This window comes from Methanoregula sp., from assembly GCF_049690535.1.
Classification (GTDB): Archaea; Halobacteriota; Methanomicrobia; order Methanomicrobiales; family Methanospirillaceae; genus Methanoregula.
The window spans coordinates 39335-62654 of record NZ_JBAVMX010000125.1 but is presented as its reverse complement, the minus strand read 5'-3'; the positions used below and the strand labels follow the sequence as shown (position 1 = coordinate 62654).

General features: G+C 57.0%; 25 protein-coding genes and 1 pseudogene. 6 read left to right on the top strand and 20 right to left on the bottom strand.

Annotated features, from left to right (window positions below):
* Positions 1-169: 169 nt before the first annotated feature.
* The 17 genes and pseudogenes from WCE46_RS10175 to cutA form a co-directional block, all read right to left on the bottom strand.
* The gene (locus tag WCE46_RS10175) at positions 170-1264 is read right to left on the bottom strand and encodes a nitrogenase component 1 (protein ID WP_424733602.1); all 1095 of its coding nucleotides are present in this window, start codon (positions 1262-1264) and stop codon (positions 170-172) included.
* Positions 1265-1511: 247 nt separating this feature from the next.
* Positions 1512-2333 (bottom strand): annotated as a pseudogene (locus tag WCE46_RS10170) (nitrogenase component 1); the annotation flags it as partial.
* The gene (gene cfbC / locus WCE46_RS10165) at positions 2299-3111 is read right to left on the bottom strand and encodes a Ni-sirohydrochlorin a,c-diamide reductive cyclase ATP-dependent reductase subunit (RefSeq protein WP_424733601.1); all 813 of its coding nucleotides are present in this window, start codon (positions 3109-3111) and stop codon (positions 2299-2301) included. The pseudogene WCE46_RS10170 and the gene cfbC, both read right to left, overlap by 35 nt.
* Before the next feature lie 74 nt (positions 3112-3185).
* On the bottom strand, positions 3186-4643 hold the full coding sequence (locus WCE46_RS10160; protein WP_424733600.1) for a TrkH family potassium uptake protein: 1458 nt from the start codon (positions 4641-4643) through the stop codon (positions 3186-3188).
* An 81-nt stretch (positions 4644-4724) separates the two neighbouring features.
* Positions 4725-5105, bottom strand: a complete 381-nt coding sequence (locus tag WCE46_RS10155; protein WP_424733599.1) for a desulfoferrodoxin — start codon at positions 5103-5105, stop codon at positions 4725-4727.
* A 14-nt stretch (positions 5106-5119) separates the two neighbouring features.
* Complete coding sequence (locus WCE46_RS10150; RefSeq protein ID WP_424733598.1) at positions 5120-6304, bottom strand: FprA family A-type flavoprotein; 1185 nt, start codon at positions 6302-6304, stop codon at positions 5120-5122.
* Positions 6305-6316: 12 nt separating this feature from the next.
* A complete protein-coding gene (locus tag WCE46_RS10145) occupies positions 6317-6466 on the bottom strand; it encodes a rubredoxin (protein WP_424733597.1) in 150 nt (49 codons plus the stop codon).
* Between the two features lie 104 nt (positions 6467-6570).
* Positions 6571-7080 (bottom strand): TspO/MBR family protein, encoded by a 510-nt coding sequence (locus WCE46_RS10140; protein WP_424733596.1) that lies wholly within the window; start codon positions 7078-7080, stop codon positions 6571-6573.
* A gap of 134 nt (positions 7081-7214) precedes the next feature.
* Positions 7215-8027, bottom strand: a complete 813-nt coding sequence (locus tag WCE46_RS10135) for a sulfite exporter TauE/SafE family protein (RefSeq protein WP_424733595.1) — start codon at positions 8025-8027, stop codon at positions 7215-7217.
* Between the two features lie 50 nt (positions 8028-8077).
* Entirely contained in the window at positions 8078-9052 is a 975-nt protein-coding gene (locus tag WCE46_RS10130) for an IPT/TIG domain-containing protein (protein ID WP_424733594.1), read from the bottom strand.
* Positions 9053-9203: 151 nt separating this feature from the next.
* Complete coding sequence (locus tag WCE46_RS10125; protein ID WP_424733593.1) at positions 9204-10028, bottom strand: hypothetical protein; 825 nt, start codon at positions 10026-10028, stop codon at positions 9204-9206.
* A gap of 79 nt (positions 10029-10107) precedes the next feature.
* Positions 10108-10956 carry a thiamine pyrophosphate-dependent enzyme gene (locus tag WCE46_RS10120; RefSeq protein ID WP_424733592.1) on the bottom strand — a complete coding sequence of 283 codons (849 nt, stop codon included), beginning with the start codon at positions 10954-10956 and terminating at the stop codon, positions 10108-10110.
* Positions 10953-12611 (bottom strand): 2-oxoacid:acceptor oxidoreductase subunit alpha, encoded by a 1659-nt coding sequence (locus tag WCE46_RS10115; protein WP_424733591.1) that lies wholly within the window; start codon positions 12609-12611, stop codon positions 10953-10955. Before WCE46_RS10115 ends, WCE46_RS10120 begins: the two co-directional genes overlap by 4 nt.
* Before the next feature lie 92 nt (positions 12612-12703).
* Positions 12704-13093, bottom strand: a complete 390-nt coding sequence (locus tag WCE46_RS10110) for a response regulator (RefSeq protein ID WP_424733590.1) — start codon at positions 13091-13093, stop codon at positions 12704-12706.
* 126 nt (positions 13094-13219) lie between these two features.
* On the bottom strand, positions 13220-13501 hold the full coding sequence (locus tag WCE46_RS10105; protein ID WP_424733589.1) for a DUF1894 domain-containing protein: 282 nt from the start codon (positions 13499-13501) through the stop codon (positions 13220-13222).
* A complete protein-coding gene (locus tag WCE46_RS10100) occupies positions 13489-13965 on the bottom strand; it encodes a DUF1890 domain-containing protein (protein WP_424733588.1) in 477 nt (158 codons plus the stop codon). Before WCE46_RS10100 ends, WCE46_RS10105 begins: the two co-directional genes overlap by 13 nt.
* 93 nt (positions 13966-14058) lie before the next feature.
* Complete coding sequence (gene cutA, locus WCE46_RS10095) at positions 14059-14382, bottom strand: divalent-cation tolerance protein CutA (protein ID WP_424733587.1); 324 nt, start codon at positions 14380-14382, stop codon at positions 14059-14061.
* 150 nt (positions 14383-14532) lie between these two features.
* Here cutA and WCE46_RS10090 point away from each other — a divergent pair, with 150 nt between their 5' ends.
* From WCE46_RS10090 to WCE46_RS10070, 5 genes are all read left to right on the top strand, one after another.
* Positions 14533-15681 carry an LL-diaminopimelate aminotransferase gene (locus WCE46_RS10090; RefSeq protein ID WP_424733586.1) on the top strand — a complete coding sequence of 383 codons (1149 nt, stop codon included), beginning with the start codon at positions 14533-14535 and terminating at the stop codon, positions 15679-15681.
* The gene (gene lysA / locus WCE46_RS10085; RefSeq protein ID WP_424733584.1) at positions 15678-16970 is read left to right on the top strand and encodes a diaminopimelate decarboxylase; all 1293 of its coding nucleotides are present in this window, start codon (positions 15678-15680) and stop codon (positions 16968-16970) included. Before WCE46_RS10090 ends, lysA begins: the two co-directional genes overlap by 4 nt.
* Before the next feature lie 15 nt (positions 16971-16985).
* Complete coding sequence (locus tag WCE46_RS10080) at positions 16986-18296, top strand: nucleic acid-binding protein (RefSeq protein WP_424733583.1); 1311 nt, start codon at positions 16986-16988, stop codon at positions 18294-18296.
* A 79-nt stretch (positions 18297-18375) separates the two neighbouring features.
* A complete protein-coding gene (radA, locus tag WCE46_RS10075) occupies positions 18376-19353 on the top strand; it encodes a DNA repair and recombination protein RadA (protein ID WP_424733582.1) in 978 nt (325 codons plus the stop codon).
* Positions 19347-20045, top strand: coding sequence for a phosphoglycolate phosphatase (locus WCE46_RS10070; protein ID WP_424733581.1), 699 nt, complete (start codon positions 19347-19349; stop codon positions 20043-20045). Before radA ends, WCE46_RS10070 begins: the two co-directional genes overlap by 7 nt.
* Here the strand turns inward: WCE46_RS10070 and WCE46_RS10065 are convergent.
* Complete coding sequence (locus WCE46_RS10065; protein WP_424733580.1) at positions 20027-20281, bottom strand: PRC-barrel domain-containing protein; 255 nt, start codon at positions 20279-20281, stop codon at positions 20027-20029. The two genes, WCE46_RS10070 and WCE46_RS10065, sit on opposite strands and share 19 nt — an antisense overlap.
* Before the next feature lie 162 nt (positions 20282-20443).
* A complete protein-coding gene (locus WCE46_RS10060) occupies positions 20444-21322 on the bottom strand; it encodes a CBS domain-containing protein (protein WP_424733579.1) in 879 nt (292 codons plus the stop codon).
* A gap of 61 nt (positions 21323-21383) precedes the next feature.
* On the opposite strand from WCE46_RS10060, the gene WCE46_RS10055 reads away from it, so the two are divergent.
* A complete protein-coding gene (locus tag WCE46_RS10055) occupies positions 21384-22361 on the top strand; it encodes an NOG1 family protein (RefSeq protein WP_424733578.1) in 978 nt (325 codons plus the stop codon).
* Here WCE46_RS10055 and WCE46_RS10050 read toward each other — a convergent pair.
* Entirely contained in the window at positions 22302-23282 is a 981-nt protein-coding gene (locus WCE46_RS10050) for a presenilin family intramembrane aspartyl protease PSH (protein ID WP_424733577.1), read from the bottom strand. The genes WCE46_RS10055 and WCE46_RS10050 overlap by 60 nt on opposite strands.
* Between the last annotated feature and the right edge of the window lie 38 nt (positions 23283-23320).

Sequence of the window (23320 nt, the reverse complement as noted above, 5' to 3'; positions counted from 1 at the left end):
GCTGGATATAACCTGCTTTCTGCATCATACACGACCACCTTCTGTCGTAGTAGTGCATCTTTACGGGGCAGCATATAAACCGGGGCCGTGCGCGGGGTGAAAGTGAAATAAAACGGAGTCTGGCGTTTTTTGGGGCGGAATTCCCATTCCGGGGAGCTTGTACTCTGCATTACGCCTTTTTGTCCATGCAGGCATTCAGGACCTCCTCGACAAAATGGAGTGTGCCGCCGGTGCCCGCAAGCGGGGGACGGGCAAGCCTGACCCTCCCGCGGAGGGGGGGGATGATACCCACGAACGTATGGTCGCCGCACACCGATCGTTCAAACGACGACCCTATCACAAGGTCCGGTGAGACTTCGGCGATCTTCCGGGCGACCTGTTCAAGTCCCGTCAGTTTTTCAACCGGGTACTGCGTGGCGGGCGGCGTTGGGGGGTCGTTCCGGGTCCCGACAGCGAGGATCTCTGCATCGAGATATCGCCCGAGGGTATCAGCGGCAAAGAGAGCATACGCGGTGCCGGCAAAGATTGCAACCCCGGGGGGGTCATAGCGGCGGAGGTACTTGTCGCAGGCATGGGTCACCCGTTCCTCCTGCCGGTCAAGTTCCACACGGACCGGGTCCACGTCTGCACCTTCATAGGTTGTGGCAAGTCTCTCAAAGGTGGCGCGGAGCGCCGGGATCCCGAGCGTCCCGCCAAGATACGTCCCTACACCCGAGGAGAAATCGTTATTTGTCCCGATTGTCAGCGGCGCTGCATGCCCCGCCATCTCGTACCAGTCCCGGCAGAACACCGTTCCCACGGGAATACCGGCACGGTGCAGCAGACGGGAGACCTCCTGCACGTTTCCCTCGTAAAACGGGTCCGAGAGAGATACCCCGTCGATATTGACTCCCCGTCGTTCAGAGTCGACTGCCGGGGCAAGCGCGGCAAGGGCTGCCCGGTACCCGGTCTCCAGTTCCCCGGCAAACCCGGGGCTGTCGACAAGGATGACATCGGTCCCGTCAAGCATCGCTTTTATGTCCTCACCGAGCACTGACGGGACACACGTCGTGATGACCGAGATCCGCCCACCCCGGCCGGAAAGATCGCCGATCACTTCACGAAGCCGGTCCCCGGACCCGAAAACCACCTCGTTTTCGAGAATAAATGTCCCGTGCAGCGGGGCATGGAGCAGGGTTGCAGGATAATAATAACACCCGCTTGAACCGTGGATGACGACAGAAATGCCCTCGAAACCCGCAAGGCATGCCGCAGCGCCGGTCATGGCGCAGGGCCAGAGCGGGGTCTCGCATTCGGGCATGAAGCGCCCTCCTCCAACGGTGAAGCAGCCGACGGACGCCCGTGATACCGATCGGCGGTGTCACCGGAAACGGTACCGGACGGCCGGATGTTGTGACCTCAAGCCGGAGCGCCTGCGCGAGATCCTGCGCTGCCCGGTTCCCTTCAGGATCCGGGGGGTGGGGAGAAAAAGAGACCCCGGCTCCTGCAAGGTCAGCGAAATCGTTGAGCGTCTCCTGCCGGAGCGCACGTTCCTCTTCCATCGCACGATGGCAGTCGATACCGCAGGCGTCGGCCACGGATTCGAGGAACCCGATGGTGCCGGAGAGCCCGACCGGATAGGCAGGTACGTAGGGCGTTCCAAAGCGCTCCTGTAAGAATTCCCCCACGGGTATGAGAGATGGATCGCGGAGCACGTTGAGCCGTGCCGCCGCGAGTGATGCAATCCGGTCGGTGGCAAGATCACGCACGAACCGGATATTCACAGACAGACCAAGGAGTGCGAGAAGCCGGGAGACCTCGGCGAAGTTTTCATCAACCTCATATTCGAGATTCTTCTCGCCGATAATATTCACCCTGCCGTTCCCACGGGCGGGTCCTGCCATGCCGGCAAGGGCGATAAGCGCATTATTGACCCCGGTCTGGAACGATCCACCAAGGAAGCCGGCGGTCGGCACCACAATGACCGGTATCCCGGCTTTCGTGCCGCAGACCATCCCGACATCGTCACCGATCATATCCACGATGCAGGTCGAGAGCACGAATATCGCCCCGGGATCGCGTGCGATCACTGTATCAAGCGTCCGGTCGAGCGCCCCTTCGACGCCAAAGATCACGTCGGTCTCCGAAAGCCCGGTCGAGACGAGCGGGGGGAGGGAGACCTGGTCGTTGTTGAGGCTCGTCGCATGCAGGAGGGAAAAGTTGTGATGCGTACACCCTTGAGGGCCGTGCACCACCGTTATCGCGTCGCAGACATGGGTAGTCACCGAGAGCGCTCCCGTGAGAGTGCAGCCGGCAGACCTACATAAATTCGATGGCAAGGGCCTCAAGTTCATCGATCTCAAGCGGGGTGGGGATGGTCATCCGGGTGTTCTCCATGATACGGGTGGCCAGATCCCGGTACCGCTGTGCCTGGGCAGAGGCAGGTTCATACTCGATCACCGTCTTGCGGTTCAGCTCGGCCAGCTGCACGACGCGATCTCTTGGGATGAACTGGACGAGATGACTGTTGACTCGGCGGGCAAATTCTGCCACCAGTTCCTCCTCTTTTGGCTGGTTCTTGGCATTGCAGATCACCCCGGCAAGCCGGCACCGGCTCTTCGGGCGGACACTCAGCCGTTCTATCGCCTTGCAGATGTTGTTTGCCGCGTACAGGGACATGAGTTCTCCCGAGGTCACGAGATAGACTTCCTGCGCATACCCCTCCCGCATCGGCATAGCAAATCCCCCGCAGACCACATCGCCCAGTACATCATAGACAATCACATCTCCGGTGAGCGTTCCGAACTTCTCCAGCAGCTGGAATGTGGCAATGATCCCCCGGCCTGCACAGCCGACACCGGGCTCCGGCCCCCCGGCCTCCACGCAGCGCACCCCGTTGAAACCAATATAGACCACATCGGCGGGTGTGACTCCGGTAGCACCCCGCTCGCGAACCTGATCCATAACCGTGGGGATCAGCCTTCCTGCCATCAGCATACGTGTGCTGTCGCGCTTGGGATCGCACCCGATCTGGAGGATATCGTACCCTGCAAGAGAAAGTGCAGCGGAGAGATTTGCCGACGTCGTGGACTTCCCGATACCGCCTTTCCCGTACAGGGCGATCTGTTTCATCACCGTACTATAGGGCGGGAGTTTATATTAGATTTCCCGAAATTAAGAAAAGTACATTTGTGTTTGCGGCTTTTTTAGTCGGAACCCCGGAACAGTGCCATAAACAGTACCACTACCGGGATCACTTCGAGCCGGCCCAGCCACATGACCACTATAAAGACCCATTTCGAAACAAGCGGCATATCAGGAGAGACGTATCCCGATGTGATGCCGCAGGTGGAAAAGGCGGACGTGATATCAAAGAGAACATCGGTGATCGGGTACGTGGTCAGGTGGAACTGCATCACGATGATCGTGGCCACGAATATAATAATGACCGAGAGGATAATCACAAGCATCGTTTTTGCGGTCTCCAGTTCGGCGGTGGCACGCGGGATGACACGCCCTTCGTTCCTGAAGGGGATCAACACTTTGCCGCTCACAAAGAGCCGGCGGAACCACCAGATAAGCGCACGGACCCCGAGAACCACCCGGTTTAACTTGATCCCCCCGGAAGAACTGCCGGCAGCCCCCCCGACAAATACAAGCATTAAAAGAAAAAGGAGCGTCACACTCTCCCAGGTCTGGAGATCCACGATCTGGAACCCGGTCGTCGTCAGGGCAGACACAGTCATGAACAGCCCCTGTTCAAGGGCAGAGACAATATCCGCATTCCCGAAGTAGACCAGGTCATAGGTCAGTACCGCAGTCCCGACAGCCACGAGTACAAAGAAGAGCTTGACCTGCTCGTCACCAAAGAAACTCCAGCGCCGGTTCTCCGCAATCAGGTAGTACAGGCGAAACGGAAGCGCTCCTGCAATCATGAGCGGGATGAGCAGCAGTTCGAGCATGATATTGTGATAGAACAGGATGCCGCCATTATGTATGGTAAAACCGCCCGTGGAGATGGTGGTGAGCGCAAGGTTGACTGAGTCCCAGAGGGAGAGACCGGTAAAAAGGATGAGCCCGATCGCAATAAACGTAAGAAGCCCGTAGATCTTCCAGATCGCCCGTCCTGTCGAGACAATACTGGGCATGAGAGGTTCCTCCCTGCTCTCGGTCCGGTAGAGTTTTCCCTGGAAAAGCCCGGTGCTGCCTGCAAGCGCTATGACAAATGCGATGATCCCGATACCCCCGATCCACTGCATGAAGGAGCGCCAGAAGAGCAGGGTATAGGGTGCCATGTCAAGGGACTGCATCATGGTAAACGCGGTACCGGTCCATCCTGCCATCCCTTCGAAGACAGCATCAGTAAAACTCATGTGGAGGCCAAGCATGAACGGGAGGCCGCAGACTATAGCGCAGGCAAACCAGAAGAGGGCAACAGAACAGAGCGCAGTCGAGAGCCGGTTCTCCCGCTCATTTCTCGGCAGACGTTTTAACGCCCATCCCAGGATAAAACAGATGACCGGCACGACAGCCATGGGCAGGAACATATTCCATTCAGAAAAAAGCACCGTCACAATCAGCGGGACGGCAGTGAGAGGGGAAATAAAAAAGAAGATATCCCCGAGGTCGGCGGCAATCGTGGAGAGATAGAGAAGCCGGCGCATCACTAGGAGGTTTGTCGCTGGTGCTCTATGAGCGTTTGCCTCAGGAAAAATACCAAAAAAAAATGATCCGGTCAGGGAGTATTATGCCTTGTTGGTCCAGAGGCCGTGGACATTGCAGAACGATCGTGCTTTCACAGTTATGTCGCTGATCGGGAACTCAGCTTCTGCCTTCTCACCGGGCCGGAGCCACCTGATATAGGAATTGTCCCCGGAATGGACCTCGATCCACTGGATGTAGTGTTTCTCCTCCATCGGGTGGGGCACGGAACCGACTTTCACGAGGATTCCCGCTGCAGTCTTCTCGATGACCGGCACATGCTTCTCTTTCCCCTGGTCCGCGGTCTTTTCCTGCTGGAGTACCATCGGCTGGCCACAGCATACCATCGTGCCACCGGATGCACCGACAACCATCACGGTGTTCCCGCAGACACTGCACTTGTAAACCTCGAAGAGTTTTGTCATAGCTGCTCCTTTCCTTACACGATGTTAATCTCTTTATGCTTCATTAAGATTTCGTCTGCCAGCCGGTCGAGAGCCTGCATCGTCGCCTCATCTGGCTCGCCCAGTACCATAACCGGCGGGATCAGCTCGACCTTGACATGGTCGAGCATCTTTGTGATGGTCTCGGCACTCTTTCCGCCCCACCCGTAGGATCCTATCACGGATGCAAACCGGGTCTTGGGCCGGAGCGCGTTTGCCAGATACGTCGCGGAGACAACGGTCGGATGAGGCCCGAAGAGGACAGTCGGGGTTGCGATCACAACAGTCGCCGCATCGACAAGGGCAAACGCGAGGTCCCCGATATCAGTCCTGGTGAGATTAAAGGGCCTGACCACGATCCCCCGGGCAATGAGCGCCCCGGTGAGGTGCTCTACCATCTTTGCAGTACTCCCGTGCATCGAGACGTACGGAATGACGACCTCATTTTTCACCGTATCCGACGTCCAGTCCGCGTACGCGTCAAGGATAAACTTCGGGTTTTTGTTGACCGGGCCGTGGCTGGGTGCGATCATCGCCGGGGAGAGCGCCCGGACTTTCTCCACGTAACCTTTGATGCTCCCCCGGAACGGCATCATGATCTCCGCATAGTACCGTTTTGCCGACCGGTATGCCCACGCTTCGTCGGTAATAAACAGTTCGCTTGTGGCTGCATGGAACCCAAATAGGTCGCAGGGGAAAAGGATCTTGTCCTCGACAAGCCAGGTGATCTGGGTCTCGGGCCAGTGTGTCCACGGTGTGATGAAAAACTGGAGCGTCCGGTCCCCGAGCGACAGGGTCTCCCCGTCTGCGATTACCGTAAAACACTCCAGCGGGAGGTGCAGCAGGGCAACAAGTAGATCCCGGCACTTTGCATTCGTGACCACCCGGGCATCCGGGTAGAACTCCAGGATCATCGGGAGCGTGCCGGCATGGTCCTGTTCGGCATGGTTGATCACGATATAATCGAGGTGTTCAACACCCAGACGTACCAGGTTTGAGATGAGGTCATACTCTTTTGCCGGGTCGACGGTATCGATGAGAGCCGTCTTTGTGCTGCCCCGGATGAGATATGAGTTGTAACTTGTCCCTTCCGGGAGCGGGATTAGTTCATCAAATATCCGCCGGTCAAAATCGAATGCCCCGACAGAAAATACACCAGAGACGAGTTCGCGGGAGACCATAACAACCAGTTTTCACTCCTCTTTTTTAAACTGATCCTTTGGCGCAAAACCGACAGGGCAGGCCCAGTCTCCAGACCGTTCGGCAAATGCAATACCGGGCCTGATGTCCTGCAACGATTCACCTTTTTCGGGATTGTAAACATGCCCGCAGATGGTACACACGTATGGATCCGTAAAAATCACTCCTGTTTAAGGCTGGTAGAGTGTGGCATAGCGCAGGGAATAATCGTTTCGATAGTGCCCAAAAAAGGTTCGCCCTGCTGTATCTAGATGACACTCCCCCAGATAGGAAGACCGGGGTTCATCAGCACTATCTGCAGGTTGGCAAAGCAGAAGATCAGCATCATGATGAGGCACGGGACAAGAAATACCGCAGAAACCACCGCAGACCACAGGACCTGTACAATCATGCAGATCATCACAGCGATGACCATCACCATGACGATAAGTGCAAAAAAAACCGCCTGGAAGTAGAAGAATGCAACAAACCAGAAGAAATACAGAACCATGAAGAGTATGAAGAGCCGGAGGGCAGTCCGTACTTCACGATTCGACAGACCGGCATTCCAGATAGTATACAGTGCGAGGCCCAGAAGACAAAATATGAGAATGATCGCGTAAAAGACAATAAAATCCGGAGGAACGAAGCCGGGTTTCTTCAGGCCGGAGTACCATTTCGGGATAGATGTGGTGAAGAGATAGAGCGTGACATAGCCGGGGATGAGACATGCCACAAGGGACATAATAAGTCTGCCGGTATGATGTTCGCTTTTCATAGTGTGAGGTACACTATTTTTAACCGGAATATAAAACTTGTCAAATCAATCAAATATTTTAATTATCCACTGGTTTTCATGAAAGAACGCAACACAAAAGGAAGGGCTCAACAGTATACTCGTGATTTCTTCGTTCACCCGCCGGTAACGATCATGTGGAGCCCCACCCCGATCATGAGGAGTACAAAGAGCAGTTGGGTCTTCTCCGGGTGAATGGTGTGGGCTGCACGGACACCTACCTGGGCAAAAGGAACACTTGCTGCCACAAGGATGCACCAGTATGCGACATTGACATACCCGAACGAATACGGGGGCAGGCCGGCTACGTCAAGGCCGCTGATAGTATAGGTAACAACACCGCTCGCGGAGGAGAAGAGCATGAACGCCGTTGAGGTGCCGATGGCCCTGATAAGAGGAATGCCAAGGACGGTTGTCATCACCGGAACCATCACAACGCCGCCGCCGATACCAAACAGGCCCGAGACCAGACCGAAGGCAAAACCCCAGGGCAGGTATATCCACATGCTTTCCGGGATGTGCTCTTCACTTGAGTGGTTGCGGGAAAAAAACATCCGTAACGCGGCGAGGACAAGCAGCACCCCGAAGAGACAGGCCATAAGCCGGCCGGGTGCGTGGGTGGCAATTGCCGCGCCGGCAAAACCCCCGAGGATCCCGGGAACGACCATCAGCGCTAAGGGCCGCAGCAGCACACAGTGCCGGCAGTGATGGCCCCAGGTGCTGGAGAGCGCAGTTGGCAGTATCACCGCAAGGCTGGTCCCGAAAGCGACCCGAAGCGACAGCGTCGGGTCAAACCCGAATGAGGTAAGCAGCCAGTACTGTACCGGGACCATGAGAAAACCGCCCCCGACCCCGAAAAAACCGGAGGCGAATCCGATCACAATCCCGGTGATGGCGAGGACAAAAACAGAGAAGAGGAGGAGATCCATGCCATCACCGGAACTGCACGCAGGAAATTCGTGGAGGTATCAGGAAAAAATTATGATGTTGCATTGTTGATGGCAAAGGTCGATGTCGAAGTACCTGACGTATCATCAGACGTCATAACCTTGACTGTATACGCACCGGTTGTTATCGAATCAGGAATTGAAAGAACGCAGGTGACGCCCGTTGACGTGGGTGTGGACAGGCTTGCGCAGGGAACCTGCTGTGAACCGTCGGACGACACCAGAGTTATCGCCCATGTATCGGCTAAGTTCTGTCCGGTGATCGAAAAGGCAACCGACGTAGCGCCAAGATCAGCGCTCGTGGGACTGAAACTGGAGATTACCGGGGACGCTGCACCGATGGTAAACGCGTTCTGCAGGGTGGTTGACTGACTATCCGGGTTTGTTACCTCAACATTTGTCATACCTGCAGCCAGATTGCTCAGATCGAACGTACCGGTAATCTGAGTTGAGGATACCGAAGTACTTGTGGCCTGAACCGGGAGGTGTCCCGGCTGGACAAGGCTCGCCGTTGCCCCGTTCTGGAAGTTGGTCCCGGTGATCGTGATGCTCGCGCTCGTACCGGTTGCCCCGCTCGTGGGGGATATCGCGGTTATCGCCGGTCCGCTTCCTGAGAGCGTCGTCACCACCGTCGTGGGGATGGTAGGAGTCGCAACCGTGACTGATGTCGCAGACACATGGGAGAGTTTTACGGGGTATAATTTTTCCATCTCAGCACGGGGGAATTCATCCGTGGTGGTCGTCACCCGGCCCCAGCTTCCATCGGAATTCTTCACGAGCAGCGCACGCTCGTACTGATCTGTGGAAGAATCATAGGACACGATCAGCCATGTTGCCGATGATGCAGTATTCGTAACGATATCGCCGGCTGTGTATTCCGGCCCGGCCTGGGTGGTAGTAACTGTTTTTGTTGTCGTAGTGGTGTTCTGGCTTGAACAGCCGGCAAAAAACACACAGAGGATAAGGATCAGGAACAGCAGGAGTCCGTAATGAGATGTTCTGGACATAACATAGCGTTCTGCTCACAGACTGATAAAAATTTGGCTGTAATATTCCTGCGAACCGGTGTGCCGGGAAGGATACGACCCGTTTCAGTGCATGACGGTTACCCCGGTTTGCCACCCCCGGTCCATAAAGGGATGTACCAGAAGAACCCGGTCATTTTCCCGGGAGCAGAACCGTCGTATAATTCCGGGAAAAATAATCGTGGACACACGCAAGGACAAGGACCGTAAGGATCCCACAGAATGCAACCACCGGGCTGAACCGGGCAAGGTACGCCGGATCGATGCGGGAGTCGAGCAGGATCACAAGACTGAACGCGACAACAATGACGGTTGCCCAGACATCGCGGACGGCAAAGAAACAGAATGCAGCCACGCACCCGGCAGCAAAAAAACCGACAACGAATTCACGGAAATTCAGCCCTGCAAACAGGACTGAAAGGGAAATGGCAAAGACAAGGGCCGTCATCAGAACACCGGTAAAGACAGAGATCACCGCCCCCCCGCAGCGGACATATGCCTGCACATGGGTCCCGACAAGCACCCAGCAGATCATCACTGCAGCAATCGCCGTCGGGAGAAGGAGCATAAAGAGAGCCGCACCGGTCAACCAGTCCAGGCCCTGCACTGACAGGCCAAGAACGATAAACCCGGCAAGGGTGGTCAGGCTGACGGCAATAAGCGTGCGGCGCAGGGGCCGGAAACCGATCTGGAACATGTTGACTGCACCCGAGAGAAAGGAGACCCGGATACGCATGACTGGAACAAGAGTTCCCACGATAATAACGGAAAGGACCGTAAAGAGCACAAGACCAATGGCACTTGCCTGCCAGAAGAGGCGGGTGTTCCCAGCAAGCAGGTAATTCTCCAGCAGCCAGATGATGACGATCAGAAGGGGAATCAGAAGAAGGGTCACACCGGCAGATCTCCCTGCACCCGGCAGGGATATATCAGCGCCGTTAACCCCGGGTTCGTTCATATGCTTGTTCCTCTCCCCAGTTACCGTTCACCGGATCCCCTCCACAGGGGATCCGGCCGGTACTGTGCAGGGATAATCGTCACCTCGCAGCCTCAAAAAGGTCTCGGATCCGGCGCGTACGTTCCCCGACGGACATATCCCGGGACGGATACCGATCATCAAAGGTGGGAAGTGCCCGCTCAAAGAACACGCCGAGCGCGATGGGCGCATCCAGGTTGTAGTCCCATTCCCGCGATTTTGCGCACGCTTTTTCAAAATCAGCGGTATCATGGCCATCGAGGTCGTACACCCGGGACTGGTAGTACTCGGTCATGTTAAAGAAACTCGCGCAGATCTGGAGGACATCAATAAAGGCAAAACCCTTGTGGGCGATACCCTGCCGGATCAGCTGCGCAAGCTGCGGCATCTTTCGCGTGTAGCCGCGTGCGATATACGTGGCACCGCTAGCAAGCATCAGTTCCAGCGGGTTGAAGGGGTACTCAGTGGTTCCTGCCGGCGTGGATTTTCCCTTAAACCCCAGCGGCGATGTGGGGGTGTACTGCCCGGTGGTGAGCCCGTAGACCCGGTTGTTGTGGACGATCATGGTGAGATCAATGTTCCTCTTTGCCGCAAAGATCAGGTGGTCGAGACCTTCCGCGTATGCGTCCCCGTCGCCCGCACAGCAGATGACCGTAAGTTTCGGGTTTGCAAGTTTGATCCCCGTTGCTACCGGGATCGTCCGCCCGTGGAGCGTGTAGACGCTGTTGATATTGAGGTAATCAGCAATCTTTGCATGGCAGCCGATACCGGTGACCATCACCACGTCGTCAAGAGACCGGCCCTCTTTTTCAAGGCCGGCAAGGATGTCCTTGAGCGTGTGCTGGATCGCAAAGTTGCCGCAGCCGGGACACCAGGTGTTCTGCGCCGGGGTGATCAGATTCCGGGTCATGGGGCGATCGCCTCCTGCACCCGCAGGAACAGCTCATCGGGGGTGAACGGGCGGCCATCGTATTTGAGCACGGTAACATCGACCCGCCCGCCATGCTCATGGACAAGTGCAGCGAGCTGCCCGTTGGCATTTTCCTCGACCGCGATCAGGTGCTGCACCCCCTGGCATGCAGCAGAAAACTGCTGATCCGGGAAGGGAGAGAGCACAACCGGCTGGATCACCCGCAGGCCCAGCCGTGTTGCCACTTCATCGCAGGCATTCCGAACCGAGCCCCAACAGAGGAGGGCGGTTGAAGCATCTGCCTTCCCCCTTACGCTGACACACGGGTACCGGTCCATCTCCTCTTTGAGTTTCACTTCCTTTTTCCTGCGTTTTTCGGTCATCAGGGTAACCAGCGCCGCCTCCTCTGTCGTGTACCCGTCCTCATCGTGCGCATAGCTGTTCACTTTCACGATCGCATCCTTCCTGCCCGGGAATGCAAGTGGGGATATACCGGCTGGGGTGTCCTGGTACCTCAGGTAGGGATCCTGCCCGTCCCAGAGCACGGGATCAGCCACCGGCAGCTCGGCAAGAGTATCGTAATCGACGCTGTAGGTACCTTCGGACAAGGTCTTGTCGGAGAGCACAAATGCCGGGATCTGGTATTTCCAGGCAAGATACATTGCGGCCGCCGACCAGCGGTACGCCTCGCCGGCGTCGGCAGGCGCCAAGACCAGCCGGGGGAACTCTCCCTGCCCGGCGTGCAGCACGAACTGAAGTTCCGCCTGGCCGGTGTATGTGGGAAGACCGGTCGAAGGCCCGGTTCTCTGGGAGACCACGATCACGACCGGGATCTCCGCCATACCGGCAAACGAGAGCCCTTCGGTCATGAGGCAGAACCCGCCTCCCGAAGTACCGACTGCGGTTCTCGCCCCGGCTACAGCGCTGCCAAGGCCCATCAGGATCACCGCGATCTCGTTCTCCGGGTGGATGACCGTTATTCCGAGCCGCTCTGCATTCCCGGCAAGAAAGTGGAGCAGGGACGAGGACGGCGTCATCGGGTATGAGATATAGTGCGTCAGGCCGCCGGCGACAAGGCCACACCCGATCACTTCATTCCCCGTGAGCAGGCTGTGTGGCGGACCTGACAGCGCTGGTACCTGGCGGGTGGTGTGGCATTCATCGTACGCCCGCCGGGCAACCCGAAGGTTCTCGTCTGCGGCCTTTGGCATATGCCGGCTGAATACTTCCAGAACGATCTCCCAAGGTATGCCTGCCACTTTTGCAAAGGCGCCGATCATCGCGGAATTGCCGGTGATGGGCGGGGCGGATTCTGCTTTAAGGATGGCATTTATGGAGATAGTCTGACCGCTTGGTATGGATTTTGCCAGATCTGCGTTTGCCACCACGGTGCAGTCCGGGCAGTGCGGGATGTGCAGGTCAAGCGTTTCCTGGTTGAGCGCGACAAGATAGTCGATCCGGTTGTTGTACGCTCCGACGGGTTTATCAGCGGCACGTACCAGGGCAAAATTGTGTCCCCCGCGGATCAGGGACGGGTAATCGATAGAGATATAGACAAAATAACCAAGATGGTTGAGCAGCTGTGCAACCATCGCCCCGGCATTATTGATCCCGTCGCCGGCCCTGCCCCCCACGAGCACGGATACTTCCTTCATACGCGGTTTCCTCACATCTCTGATGTTTTCGGAAACGGTAAATAGGTTGGGATAGTGGCGGCCCCGGGGATAGAGGGCGCATAAACAAAACGTCAGTTCTTCCGGATCATATCCTCAAGGAGCGTTTTCATCTCGTTGATCCGGTAGGGTTTGGCTAGCCTGCCGGAAAAGCCGTAACTGGCAAAGTCCTGCATGACCGGGTCGTTGGCGTACCCGCTCGAAACCACCGCCTTCACTGAGGGATCGTAGCTGCGGAGTTTTTCTATGGTTTCCCGGCCACCCATTCCCTCAGGTATGGTAAGATCGATGATAACCAGATCAAACGGCCGGCCTACTTCCTTTTCCTGCCGGTATATCTCTATTGCTGACGCACCCTCTTTTGCAAAAACAGCATCATACCCAAGGAACCGGAGCACCTCCCGGGACACGTCGAGGATAATATCCTCATCATCCACCAGGAGAATTTTTCCTTTCCCTGCCATAGCCGATCCCTGTTGTGTTATACTTCACCCATACGTACTATATATTTTCCCTTCAGGCAGGTTTTTACCAGAAATGACGGGATCGCATACCACGGGAATCTGCTACCGGATATGTTTGGATCAGTATTACCTGCCTTTTTTCAGCACCCGCAGCCGTGCGGCTTCTTCGGCATCCTGTACCCGCAGCAGGAATGTCCCATGACAGGGCTTGGTGTACGGGAAGATAACGAAATCCCCGTCAATACCCACGGCGATCGGGGGAACGCCGATGGTGTGAACATCGAAGATCTTGAACCCCGGTTCAACATCGATCGATTCGGGGAAGTGGCTCCGGATATATTCCCGGCACTCCTTGAAGGAAGCGCCCCGTATCAGGATCTCGTAATTGAGCGCTTCTACGCAGCCCATGGTGCCACCTCATCGATCACTTTTTTTAAGGGGAGAGGGTTGTGCACGGCCTTTGCCGCCATCTTTATGCAGGGGAAGGTGATCTGCTGCACAATATCCTCCTGGTGCTCCCCATATACAAGGACATACAGTGTCGCTTTCGATATTACGCCCATCGTTGCAGCATAACTGATCCCTGCATCGTTGTGGATAAAGACAAAACACTGGTCGAAGTCCCGTTTCTTCTCGGTGATCTGGGCGACGGCCCGGTCGAGATCAGTTATCTCGCCCAGGTAGTGCCGGTCGGGATCGGCAACCACAAGCAGGGTATTTGCCGCCTTGTTGCCGGCGATCACCGGTGTTATGCCAGCGGATTTGAGCCGGCTGACGAGGTACAGTGCGATACTGGTCTGCACCGGCACCTGCGGGCACCCCAGAACAAGGAGCGCCGTTTTCGGGGGTTGTGCGATAGTATCTGGTTCCATGACCTGCATCCGTTTTTGTATAGTTCTCCTGTTTGCGAGCCCGGGGCAATAACCCTGTGTATCCCGCACAGGTACGGCAGCCTTTGAGAGGGATCAGGGGCTCCCGCCGGTCTCCTGCCGCACCCAGTCGAGATAAGGGGCGTGGCCTGCGATCACCGGCAGCACGATGATCTCCGGGACTGCGGCGCTGTGCATCGATTGGATAGCTGCGACCGCCCGGTCTGCACCATCTCGCGTGGTCTTTACGATCATCAAGTGTTCAGGATCGTTGCAGAGCTCGCCTTTCCACCGGTAGGTCGACTGCACGGGAACGATATTGACGCATGCGGCAATCCGCTGTTCAACCAATGCCTGCGCCATCGATGACGCTTCGGCTGGTGCCGCCGTGCAGAGGATTACCACGATATCTGTTGCCATACCGGTTTTCTCCTGCCAGATGACATATGCATGCTTTATGTCACTGGTTCGCGCCCGTCCGATATTAAGCATATCTTCCTGACAGGATGTTTTAGTCATCCCTGCCAGATCGTTAATTACTAGTGGCCGGGGCACGAATGTGTACTACCTATGTACTCAACACGCATGAGCAATCTCCCGCCGTATCTTTTTGCACGGATTGACGAGATGAAAGCAGAACAGCAGAAAAAAGGTGTTGATATCATCGATCTGGGCGTAGGCGACCCGGATCTCCCCACCCCTCCGCACATCATTGATGCGCTCTGCTCGGCCGCACATAACCCGGCGAACCACCATTACCCCTCGTATGCCGGGATGCCGGCCTACCGGGAAGCCGTTGCCGGATGGTACCACAAGCGATTCGGCGTCACGCTCGATGCATCCAGGGAGACCCTTGCCCTGATGGGGTCAAAGGACGGGATCACCCATATCGGAGAGGCGTTTGTGAACCCCGGCGACTACGTGTTCGCCCCGAGCCCCGGCTATCCCGGGTATTCGACCGGCACCCTGTTTGCCGAAGGAAAAGTCCACGAGATGCCGCTCCTTGTGGAGAACAACTTCCTCCCGGTCCTCGATGCAATACCAGAGAAGGTCATCCGCTCTGCAAAGATCATGTTCATCAACTACCCCAATAATCCCACGGCAGCCATTGCCCCGCTCTCTTTTTACCGCGAGGTCGTGGATTTTGCCGCCGACCACCACATCGTCGTGGTCTCGGACAACCCTTACTCGGAGGTTGCGTTCGACGGCTACCGCGCCCCGTCGTTTTTAGAGGCAAAAGGGGCGATGGAGGTAGGAGTCGAGATGCACTCGCTTTCAAAGACCTACAACATGACCGGCTGGCGGATCGGCATGGCGGTGGGAAATCAGGAGATCCTCGCCGGTCTTGGCCGGGTCAAGACGAACGTCGACTCCGGGGTCTTTAACGCCGTCCAGTATGCCGCGATCGCTGCGCTCTCGGGCCCGCAGGATTGCGTAAAAGAGGCCTGCGCCATCTACCAGGAGCGCCGGGACGTGCTGGTTTCGGGGCTCCGCGATCTCGGCTTTGACATGCCGTCACCGAAGGCCACATTCTATGTCTGGATGCCGGTCAAAGACTGCATGTCCTTTGCGGCAAAACTCTTAAACGAGGCAGGCATTGTCGTGACACCGGGCGTCGGCTTTGGCTCTGCGGGAGAGGGATACGTGCGGTTTGCCATCACCCGGCCGGTAGAACGGATCAAGGAGGCAATCGAACGTATGCGGAGGCTTTCCTTATGAAACTCCCCCCGCACCTCACGATAAAGAACGGGCACCTCCACATCGGCGGCCACGACTGCGTGTCTCTTGCCGGGAAATACGGTACGCCGCTCTACGTCACAAGCGAGGACCGGATCTGCGAGCACTTTCAGGACTACAAAAAAGCCCTCTCTGCCCGGTACGACAGGGTGCAGGTGCTTTTTGCGGCAAAAGCAAACGGCAACCTTGCCGTGATGAGGGGGCTTGCGAAGCTCGGCGCCGGGGCCGATGTCTTTTCCAGCGGCGAACTTGCGCTCGCGCTCGAAGCCGGCATGCCGGCAAAGAAACTGCTCTTTAACGGCAGTTCAAAGACAAAAGCCGACCTTGCCCTCGCCGTGCAGCATGGCGTGAAAGTGTCTGTCGATTCCCTTGACGAGCTCCACCAGCTCGATGCGGTGGCCCGTGATGCCGGGAAAGTTGCAGCGATCTCATTCCGGGTCAACCCGGCGCTCGAAGTCCCGACCCACCCGAAGATCGCCACCGGTCTTGCCACGAGCAAGTTCGGGATCCCCCACGAGCAGATCGCGGCCGCGTACAGCGAGGCGCTTGCCTGCAAGAACGTAAAACCGATCGGGATCCACTGCCATATCGGGTCGCAGATCCTCGAGGTCGGGCCGTTTGCAAAGGCCGCCGAGGTCATGGTCAGGATCGCAAAGGAACTCTCCGAAACGGGCGTGAAACTCGAATTCCTCGACCTCGGCGGCGGCCTTGGCATTCCGTACCACCACGACACCGACCCGGCGCCGACACCGGAGGACTACGCAAACGCGGTCATGCCGGTCTTCCTTGCGGGGATCACAGCGGCGGGGATATCCCCTGAACTCTGGATCGAGCCGGGTCGGTTCCTTGTCGCGGACTCGACCGTGCTCCTCACCCGGGTCAACTCAACGAAGACGGCCCATAAAAGGTTCGCGAATGTTGATGCAGGATTTAATCTGCTCATCCGGCCCGCAATGTACGATTCCTACCACGAGGTGATCGTGGCAAACCGTGCGGATGCACTCCTCACCACCGAGTATACGGTAACCGGGCCTATCTGCGAGACCGGGGATATCCTTGCTCCCGACCGGAAGCTGCCGGAACTTACGGCAGGCGACCTGATCGCGGTTCTTGACACCGGGGCATACGGATACGCGATGTCCTCGCAGTACAACGGCCGGCCCCGCTGCCCCGAAGTGCTGATCCACGGGAAAGATGCGGCGCTCATGCGGCGCAGCGAGACCCTTTCTGACCTGACCGGCACCATGGTGCGGCCACCCTGGCAGCGGTAACACCGGGAGGTTTTCGTGGTACTCTTCCACTACGCACTGGTCGACGACCTGATATCGCAGGAAGAGTTCGAACGGCGCGTGGATGAGAAGATCGAGGAATGCGGGGATCTCCTCGACGAGCCGACCGCCGCGATGCTCGTCGTCGGGGCGCTCGGACGGCAGCATGTCAAGGTCCGAGAGCTCTCGGGAAAATCCAGTCTATTTTGTTTTTTTGCGAAGGTCGTTGACAAGACCGACCCAAAGGAATTTACCCGGAAAGACGGGGAGAAGGGCTGGGTAGCGACCCTTCTCGTGGGTGACGAGACCGGGACCACCAGGATCGTGCTCTGGGACGAGAAGGCAGGTGCCGTCCTTGAGATTGCCCTTGGCGACGTGCTGGAAATCATCGGGAGACACCCGGGAAAGAATATGCGCGAGATTTACGCGCTTGCCCTGCGGAAGGCTACCTGCGAGATCGCCTGCACCGCGACTGCAGCCGGGAACGGGTCGGGGCTGTCCACGGACCCGGTCGATCTCGACGTGATCCTGATCGGTGCGGATGCGCCCCGCACGTTTACACATCGGGACAGGACGACCGGTGAGATGCAGGAATGCGTGATCGGCGATGCCACCGGGACCGCCCGGCTTATCGCGTGGGCGCCGGACCTGCTCCGGGACATCCCCCCGGGGAGCGTCATCCATATCACCGGGGCAAAACCCGACCGGCGTTCCGAGGGACGGGGCTACAGCATCGACGAGTCGGGTACGGTATGTCTTTCCGATGGCATCGTCACGGTGCCCTTTGCCCCGCTCGCATCGGTCAGCGACAACGGGTATTATTCCATTTGTGGCGAGGTAAAGACCGTGCAGGAACCCCGGTCGTTCACCTCACGAGCCGGGGCAGTCTCGTGGGTACGAAATATCCGGATCGGTGAGGGGGAGGAGGATCAAAAAGTCGTGCTCTGGGGAGAGAAGGCACTGGTGCCAGTGCATCCCGGTGATCGCGTCGAGATCTACCATGCGGCGGCAAAACCCGGCAGGTTCGGGGGCATCGAACTCGGCGTGGGCCGGGGCAGTATCTTCCGGGTCCCACACGAAGAAAAACTGGCGATCACCTTTACCGGGACGATGATTCCCGGCAACGGGTGCATGTTTATCGACAATGGAATTGAACGGTACCTTATTGACGGAGAGTTCCCGGCCGGGTCAGAGATGAGGATTACAGGGGTGCTTTCGGGAAGCCGAATCATTCCGGATACAGCAGAACCGGCCGAGAAAAACCCGGAAGAGGTGGCAGGCCGCCTTGCCGCTCTTTTCCAACGGCTGGATACCTCCTCCCCACCATAAATCACTTTCACCCCCCGCATGGCCCCGGGTTATATGGGTGGGGTTAAAATGTTGTTATGCCATAGGAGATGTACTAGAAATGGCTGACAAAGCGTTGGATATTGAAGATTTACCCGGCGTCGGACCAACTACTGCCGACAAGCTACGCGAAGCAGGCTACCTATCCGTTGAGAGCATCGCAACCGCTGCACCGGCCGAACTCTCGGAGATCACAGAGATCTCGGAGTCCACGGCAAAGAAGATCATCAAGGCGGCCCGCGAATCCGCAGATATCGGCGGTTTCAAGACCGGGAAAGATATCTTCGAGCAGAGAAAGGATATCAGGAAGTTGTCCTTCAGGGTCCCGGAACTCGACGCACTTCTCGGAGGTGGCATGGAAACCCAGGCAATTACCGAGATGTACGGTGAGTTTGGTTCCGGTAAGAGCCAGATCGTCCACCAGATGGCCGTCAACGTCCAGCTCCCCGAAGAGCAGGGCGGCCTTAACGGCAGCGTGATCTATATCGATACCGAGAACACGTTCCGTCCCGAGCGTATCGAGCAGATGGTCAAGGGTCTTGGTATCGATGACATCCCGGACACCCAGGAGTTCCTGGACAATATCCATATCGCCCGGGCGCACACGTCCGACCACCAGATGCTTCTCGTGGAGAACTCCCGGGACCTTGCAACCGAGCTCAAGTCAGGCAAGAAGCCGGTGAAGCTCTTTATCATCGATTCGCTCACCGCCCACTTCCGGTCCGAGTACGCCGGCCGGGGAACGCTTGCCGCACGGCAGCAGAAACTCAACCGGCACATGCACGATCTCTTCAAGCTCATCGACGAGCACAACGCGGTCGGCCTCGTGACAAACCAGGTCATGTCCAACCCGGCCGTGTTCTTCGGCGATCCGACAAAACCCATCGGGGGCAACATCGTGGGCCACACGGCAACCTTCCGTATCTACCTGCGGAAGAGCAAGGCCGGTAAGCGTATCGCCCGTCTCGTGGACAGTCCCAACCTCCCCGAGGGCGAAGCACCATTCATGGTTGAAGAGGCAGGACTCAAGCCGTGTTAAAAGCGCTGTTGACAGATGTTGACGGAACAATAACAGATGCCACCCGCAGGATCGACACCGGGGCGATCGAGTGTATACGGTCGCTCACTGACGATGGCATCGAGGTTGTCCTTGCGAGCGGGAATACTGCCTGCTTTATGGACGCCCTCTCTAAAATGGCAGGTACCAAAGGGACGTTCATCGCAGAGAACGGGGGGGTGTACCGGATCGGCTATACCGGCACCCTCCATATCACCGGAGATCAGGGAGTCTGCCGTACGGCCCTGGAGATCGTGCAGGCCCATTACCGGAAGAACGGGATCGAGCTGGAGCTCTATAACCCCACGTACCGGTATGCAGACCTTGCATTTGCCCGGACCGTGCCGGTTGAAGAGGTCCAGCAGATACTTGCCGACAAGCCGGTGCAGGTGATCGACACCGGGTATGCGATTCACCTCCAGTCAGAAGGTATCAGCAAGGGAACCGCTCTTATCGCTCTCGCACGCGACATGGGTCTTTCCCCAAAGAACTTTTTTGCCATCGGCGACGGAATCAACGACGCCGGCATGCTTGCGGCAGCCGGCCGGGGCGTGACCCTCGCAAATGCCCACCCCGCGACAAAAGCGGCGGCATCTGACGTGATGGAAGATGGATACGGAAAGGGCTTTGTACAAGCCGTAAAAAAGTATAGGTCTTACCTTCGGGCAAGGTAACGGTCGACGACGATATAATCCTTGATGTCTTTTACCGACTCAAAGGGAACAACCAGCAGGTTACCATCTTCAAGGTCATATCCATCGGTTACAAAGGACTGGTCCGGGTGGATGATCAGATCGAGGACCTGCCCCGAATCAAAATCGACCCTGATGTTCTTGAGCGTGCCGACAAGCTTACCGTCATTGCTCATGATCTTTTTTCGTGAGAGGCTGCGGGCAAATGTACGAGTCATAAAAAAAATGACGATGTATTAATATTTAAAGTGTTCTGAAATGGAGGGGCATAGAAGGTTATTTTGAAAATCCAATCCGACTTTTTCGTTCTTTTCATGCGCGACCCGCGTGAATGAAAAAAGCACGGTGCCGCAAGTAATTCCAGGGTTAGCGGGACCGCATCAGAGGGAGGGAAAGACCCGGATAATATCCGACTGGGTGAGGATGCCGACGGCTTTGCCGTTCTCAGTCACGATGAGCCGCCCGATCTCGCGTTCCTTGAACCGAGTTATCACTTCAAAGAGTTTGATATCGGATGGCGCCTCGACCACATCATGGGTCATCACCGAAGGGAGGAGGGCATCCATGGTCAGGCCACGGTCTAGGGCTTTTGTGATATCGCTCATGGTGACGATGCCCGCAAGGTGTTCCCCGTCAATCACCGGCGCGCCGTGGATGTGGTGCCGGGTAAAGAGGGCGATCGCATCCTTGATGGACTGGATACTGGTGAGCGACTTGAGCGGGGTGCTCATGTAGGCTTTTATCGGCTGCTTCGGGAGAGAGATCATCTCGGAGGTGGCAATCAAAAGCGACTGTTTTGATTCGTCTTTCCCGAAGACCTCCCCCCGTATTAAGAGCTTGTTCACCGGGGTCGGGCCGATGGTAATCTTGTCGCCGATCTCGAAGATCTTCGCACTGCCGACGAGTTTGATGACCGCATGGCAGATGTCAGGGTGGCAGAGCGTGGTAAAATCGATCTCCTGCACATGTGCCCCCTTCACCTCTTTGCCGTCACGGCTGATCGGCACATCGTAGTCGCTGCCTGCGGCGTTCAGGTTGAGTTCCTTGTATGCCAGTTCGGTGGGGATATAGCCGCCCTTTGGCCCGGGGACCCCGTCCACAAGGCCGACCGCTTTTAAGGACTGCATCTGGTTACGCACCGTACCCGGGTTCCGCAGGATCATATCGGCGATCTCTTCGCCTTTGATAGAGTGAGACTGCTGGTGGTAGAGGGTAATGAGCGTGATCAGGATATCCTTCTGGATAAGGGACAGCTCCATAACGATAAGACGTATCACTGTCTATGGATATATAGGTTGGAGTTTTGTGGAATTCGAACGGATGCCAACAGTGCCCACTGCAGATGAGATCCTTGATCGGAGTTTCCGCCGTGCAGCAAAGAAGCGTAAAGAGAAGACTAACAAGGATCGGGCAAACGAGGAATTTGTAAGGGCCGTCGGCGCGGCGATCCACGACCGGTTGGTCTACATCATCCGGGGATTCCCTGAGTTTGAAGAGATACCTCCCTTTTACCGGGAGATGGCGGATATCCTCTACGGGATCGACAATATCAAGCAGTCCCTCGGGGCGGTAGGCTGGGCGGCAAAGCACACCAAGATGGTGGGGAACGATATCGCCGTGCAGACCCGTAGGTCAACCGAGACCCTCGTGCTCCGGAAACGGGCAGTCGCACGCCTTGCCTCGATGGTCCACCAGATCGATAAGGACCTGCTGTTCTTAAACAAGGTACGAAACACCCTGAGGAAACTGCCCCATATCGAGGACGCATTTACGGTCGTCATCGCCGGGTACCCGAACGTGGGCAAATCCTCGTTTATCCGGCTCGTCTCGTCCGCAACCCCTGAGATCGCGTCCTACCCGTTCACGACAAAAGGCGTGATCGTCGGACTCCGCGAAGAAGGCAGGATCCGCATCCAGTTCGTGGACACCCCGGGGATTCTCGACCGGCCCGCAGAGGAGCGCAATCCCATCGAACGGCAGGCGCTCTCCGCGATAATGAACGTGGCAAGCGTGATCCTCTTTGTCCTCGACCCGTCCGAGCACTGCGGGTACCCGATGGAGATGCAGCTGCGGCTCCTCGACGAGGTAAAAGGTATGGTCAGCGTGCCGCTCATCATCGTCGCAAACAAGTCCGATCTCAAGGTGGAGGAGGGATATCTCTCCATGTCCACCGAAACAAAAGACGGTGTGGATGAGGTACTCAAAGAGCTCCTCAGCCACCGCAAGGCTTGGGAAGAATTAAAGAAAGCTGAGGAGAGCCAGGCCGACCAGAAACCCGATGATAGTCCCGCCGTTTAAGGGGGGAAGGCCGGCCTGCGGGCGTCCTGACATGACAAAATGGAGCAGGACGATAAGGCCGGCAATAGAGCCGATAATCGCCCCGAGCGCCGGCAGGTTGACGAGCCCGAAGTATTTTGTCCCGTGGACAAAGACGTTTGCGGAGACGACGAGGATCGCGGGCATGATCATATCGCCCATACCGATGATAAAGGCGGAGCGCTCGCCCCCGTCAGTCAGTTTTCCGATCCCCTCTTTGATAAACGAGTAGTCCTTCCTTTTCGGGATCACAAAGAGGATCGGGGTCTTCTGGTCGATCACGCCTTCCGCGAGCGTGAGCATGTGTTTTGTCTTGTACACGGAGATCGCATCGTAGACCGCGAGGAGCACGAGAAGCAGGCAGACCGGCAGGATGTCAAGCGAGGCGCCGAAGATCGCGGCCACCCCGGCGCCGAGCAGGATCCCGAGGCCGTCGATCACGTACCATTCCGGGTATTTGTACAAGAGGACCGTCGCGAGCACGGAAAGGATAAGCACGATGCCCGTCGCGAGAAGGGTCTGGGCGGTTGTTGAATAGACCACAACCGCAGGCAGCACCGCTTCCCACCATTCCGTCGTTGCCACCGAGGTCTCGCCCATCGCTGCAAAGACCAGTGCCGCGAAAATGTATACAAACGTCAGGAAGAGCGCGATAGTGATGACGGCCCCGATCACTTTTTTAAGATTGTACTTGATCAGGACGAGTAAAAACGCGGTGAAGACAAGGAGGATCGCGATGAAGATAAACGGGTTTTCCATCGAAGTCGGGTCCTGGAAGGCGACGATCCCCGAGACCTGCACGGGAAGCGTGAGGAGCAGTGCCCCTAGTTCCACGGCAATGAGGAGGGCCGGCATTGCAAGGAGGGGCATGAGGTTCTTGAGCTTGTCAGTCAGGGTGTCCATGAAGGTGTCTCCGGAGCGATAGTTAGCTTAATGTTGTG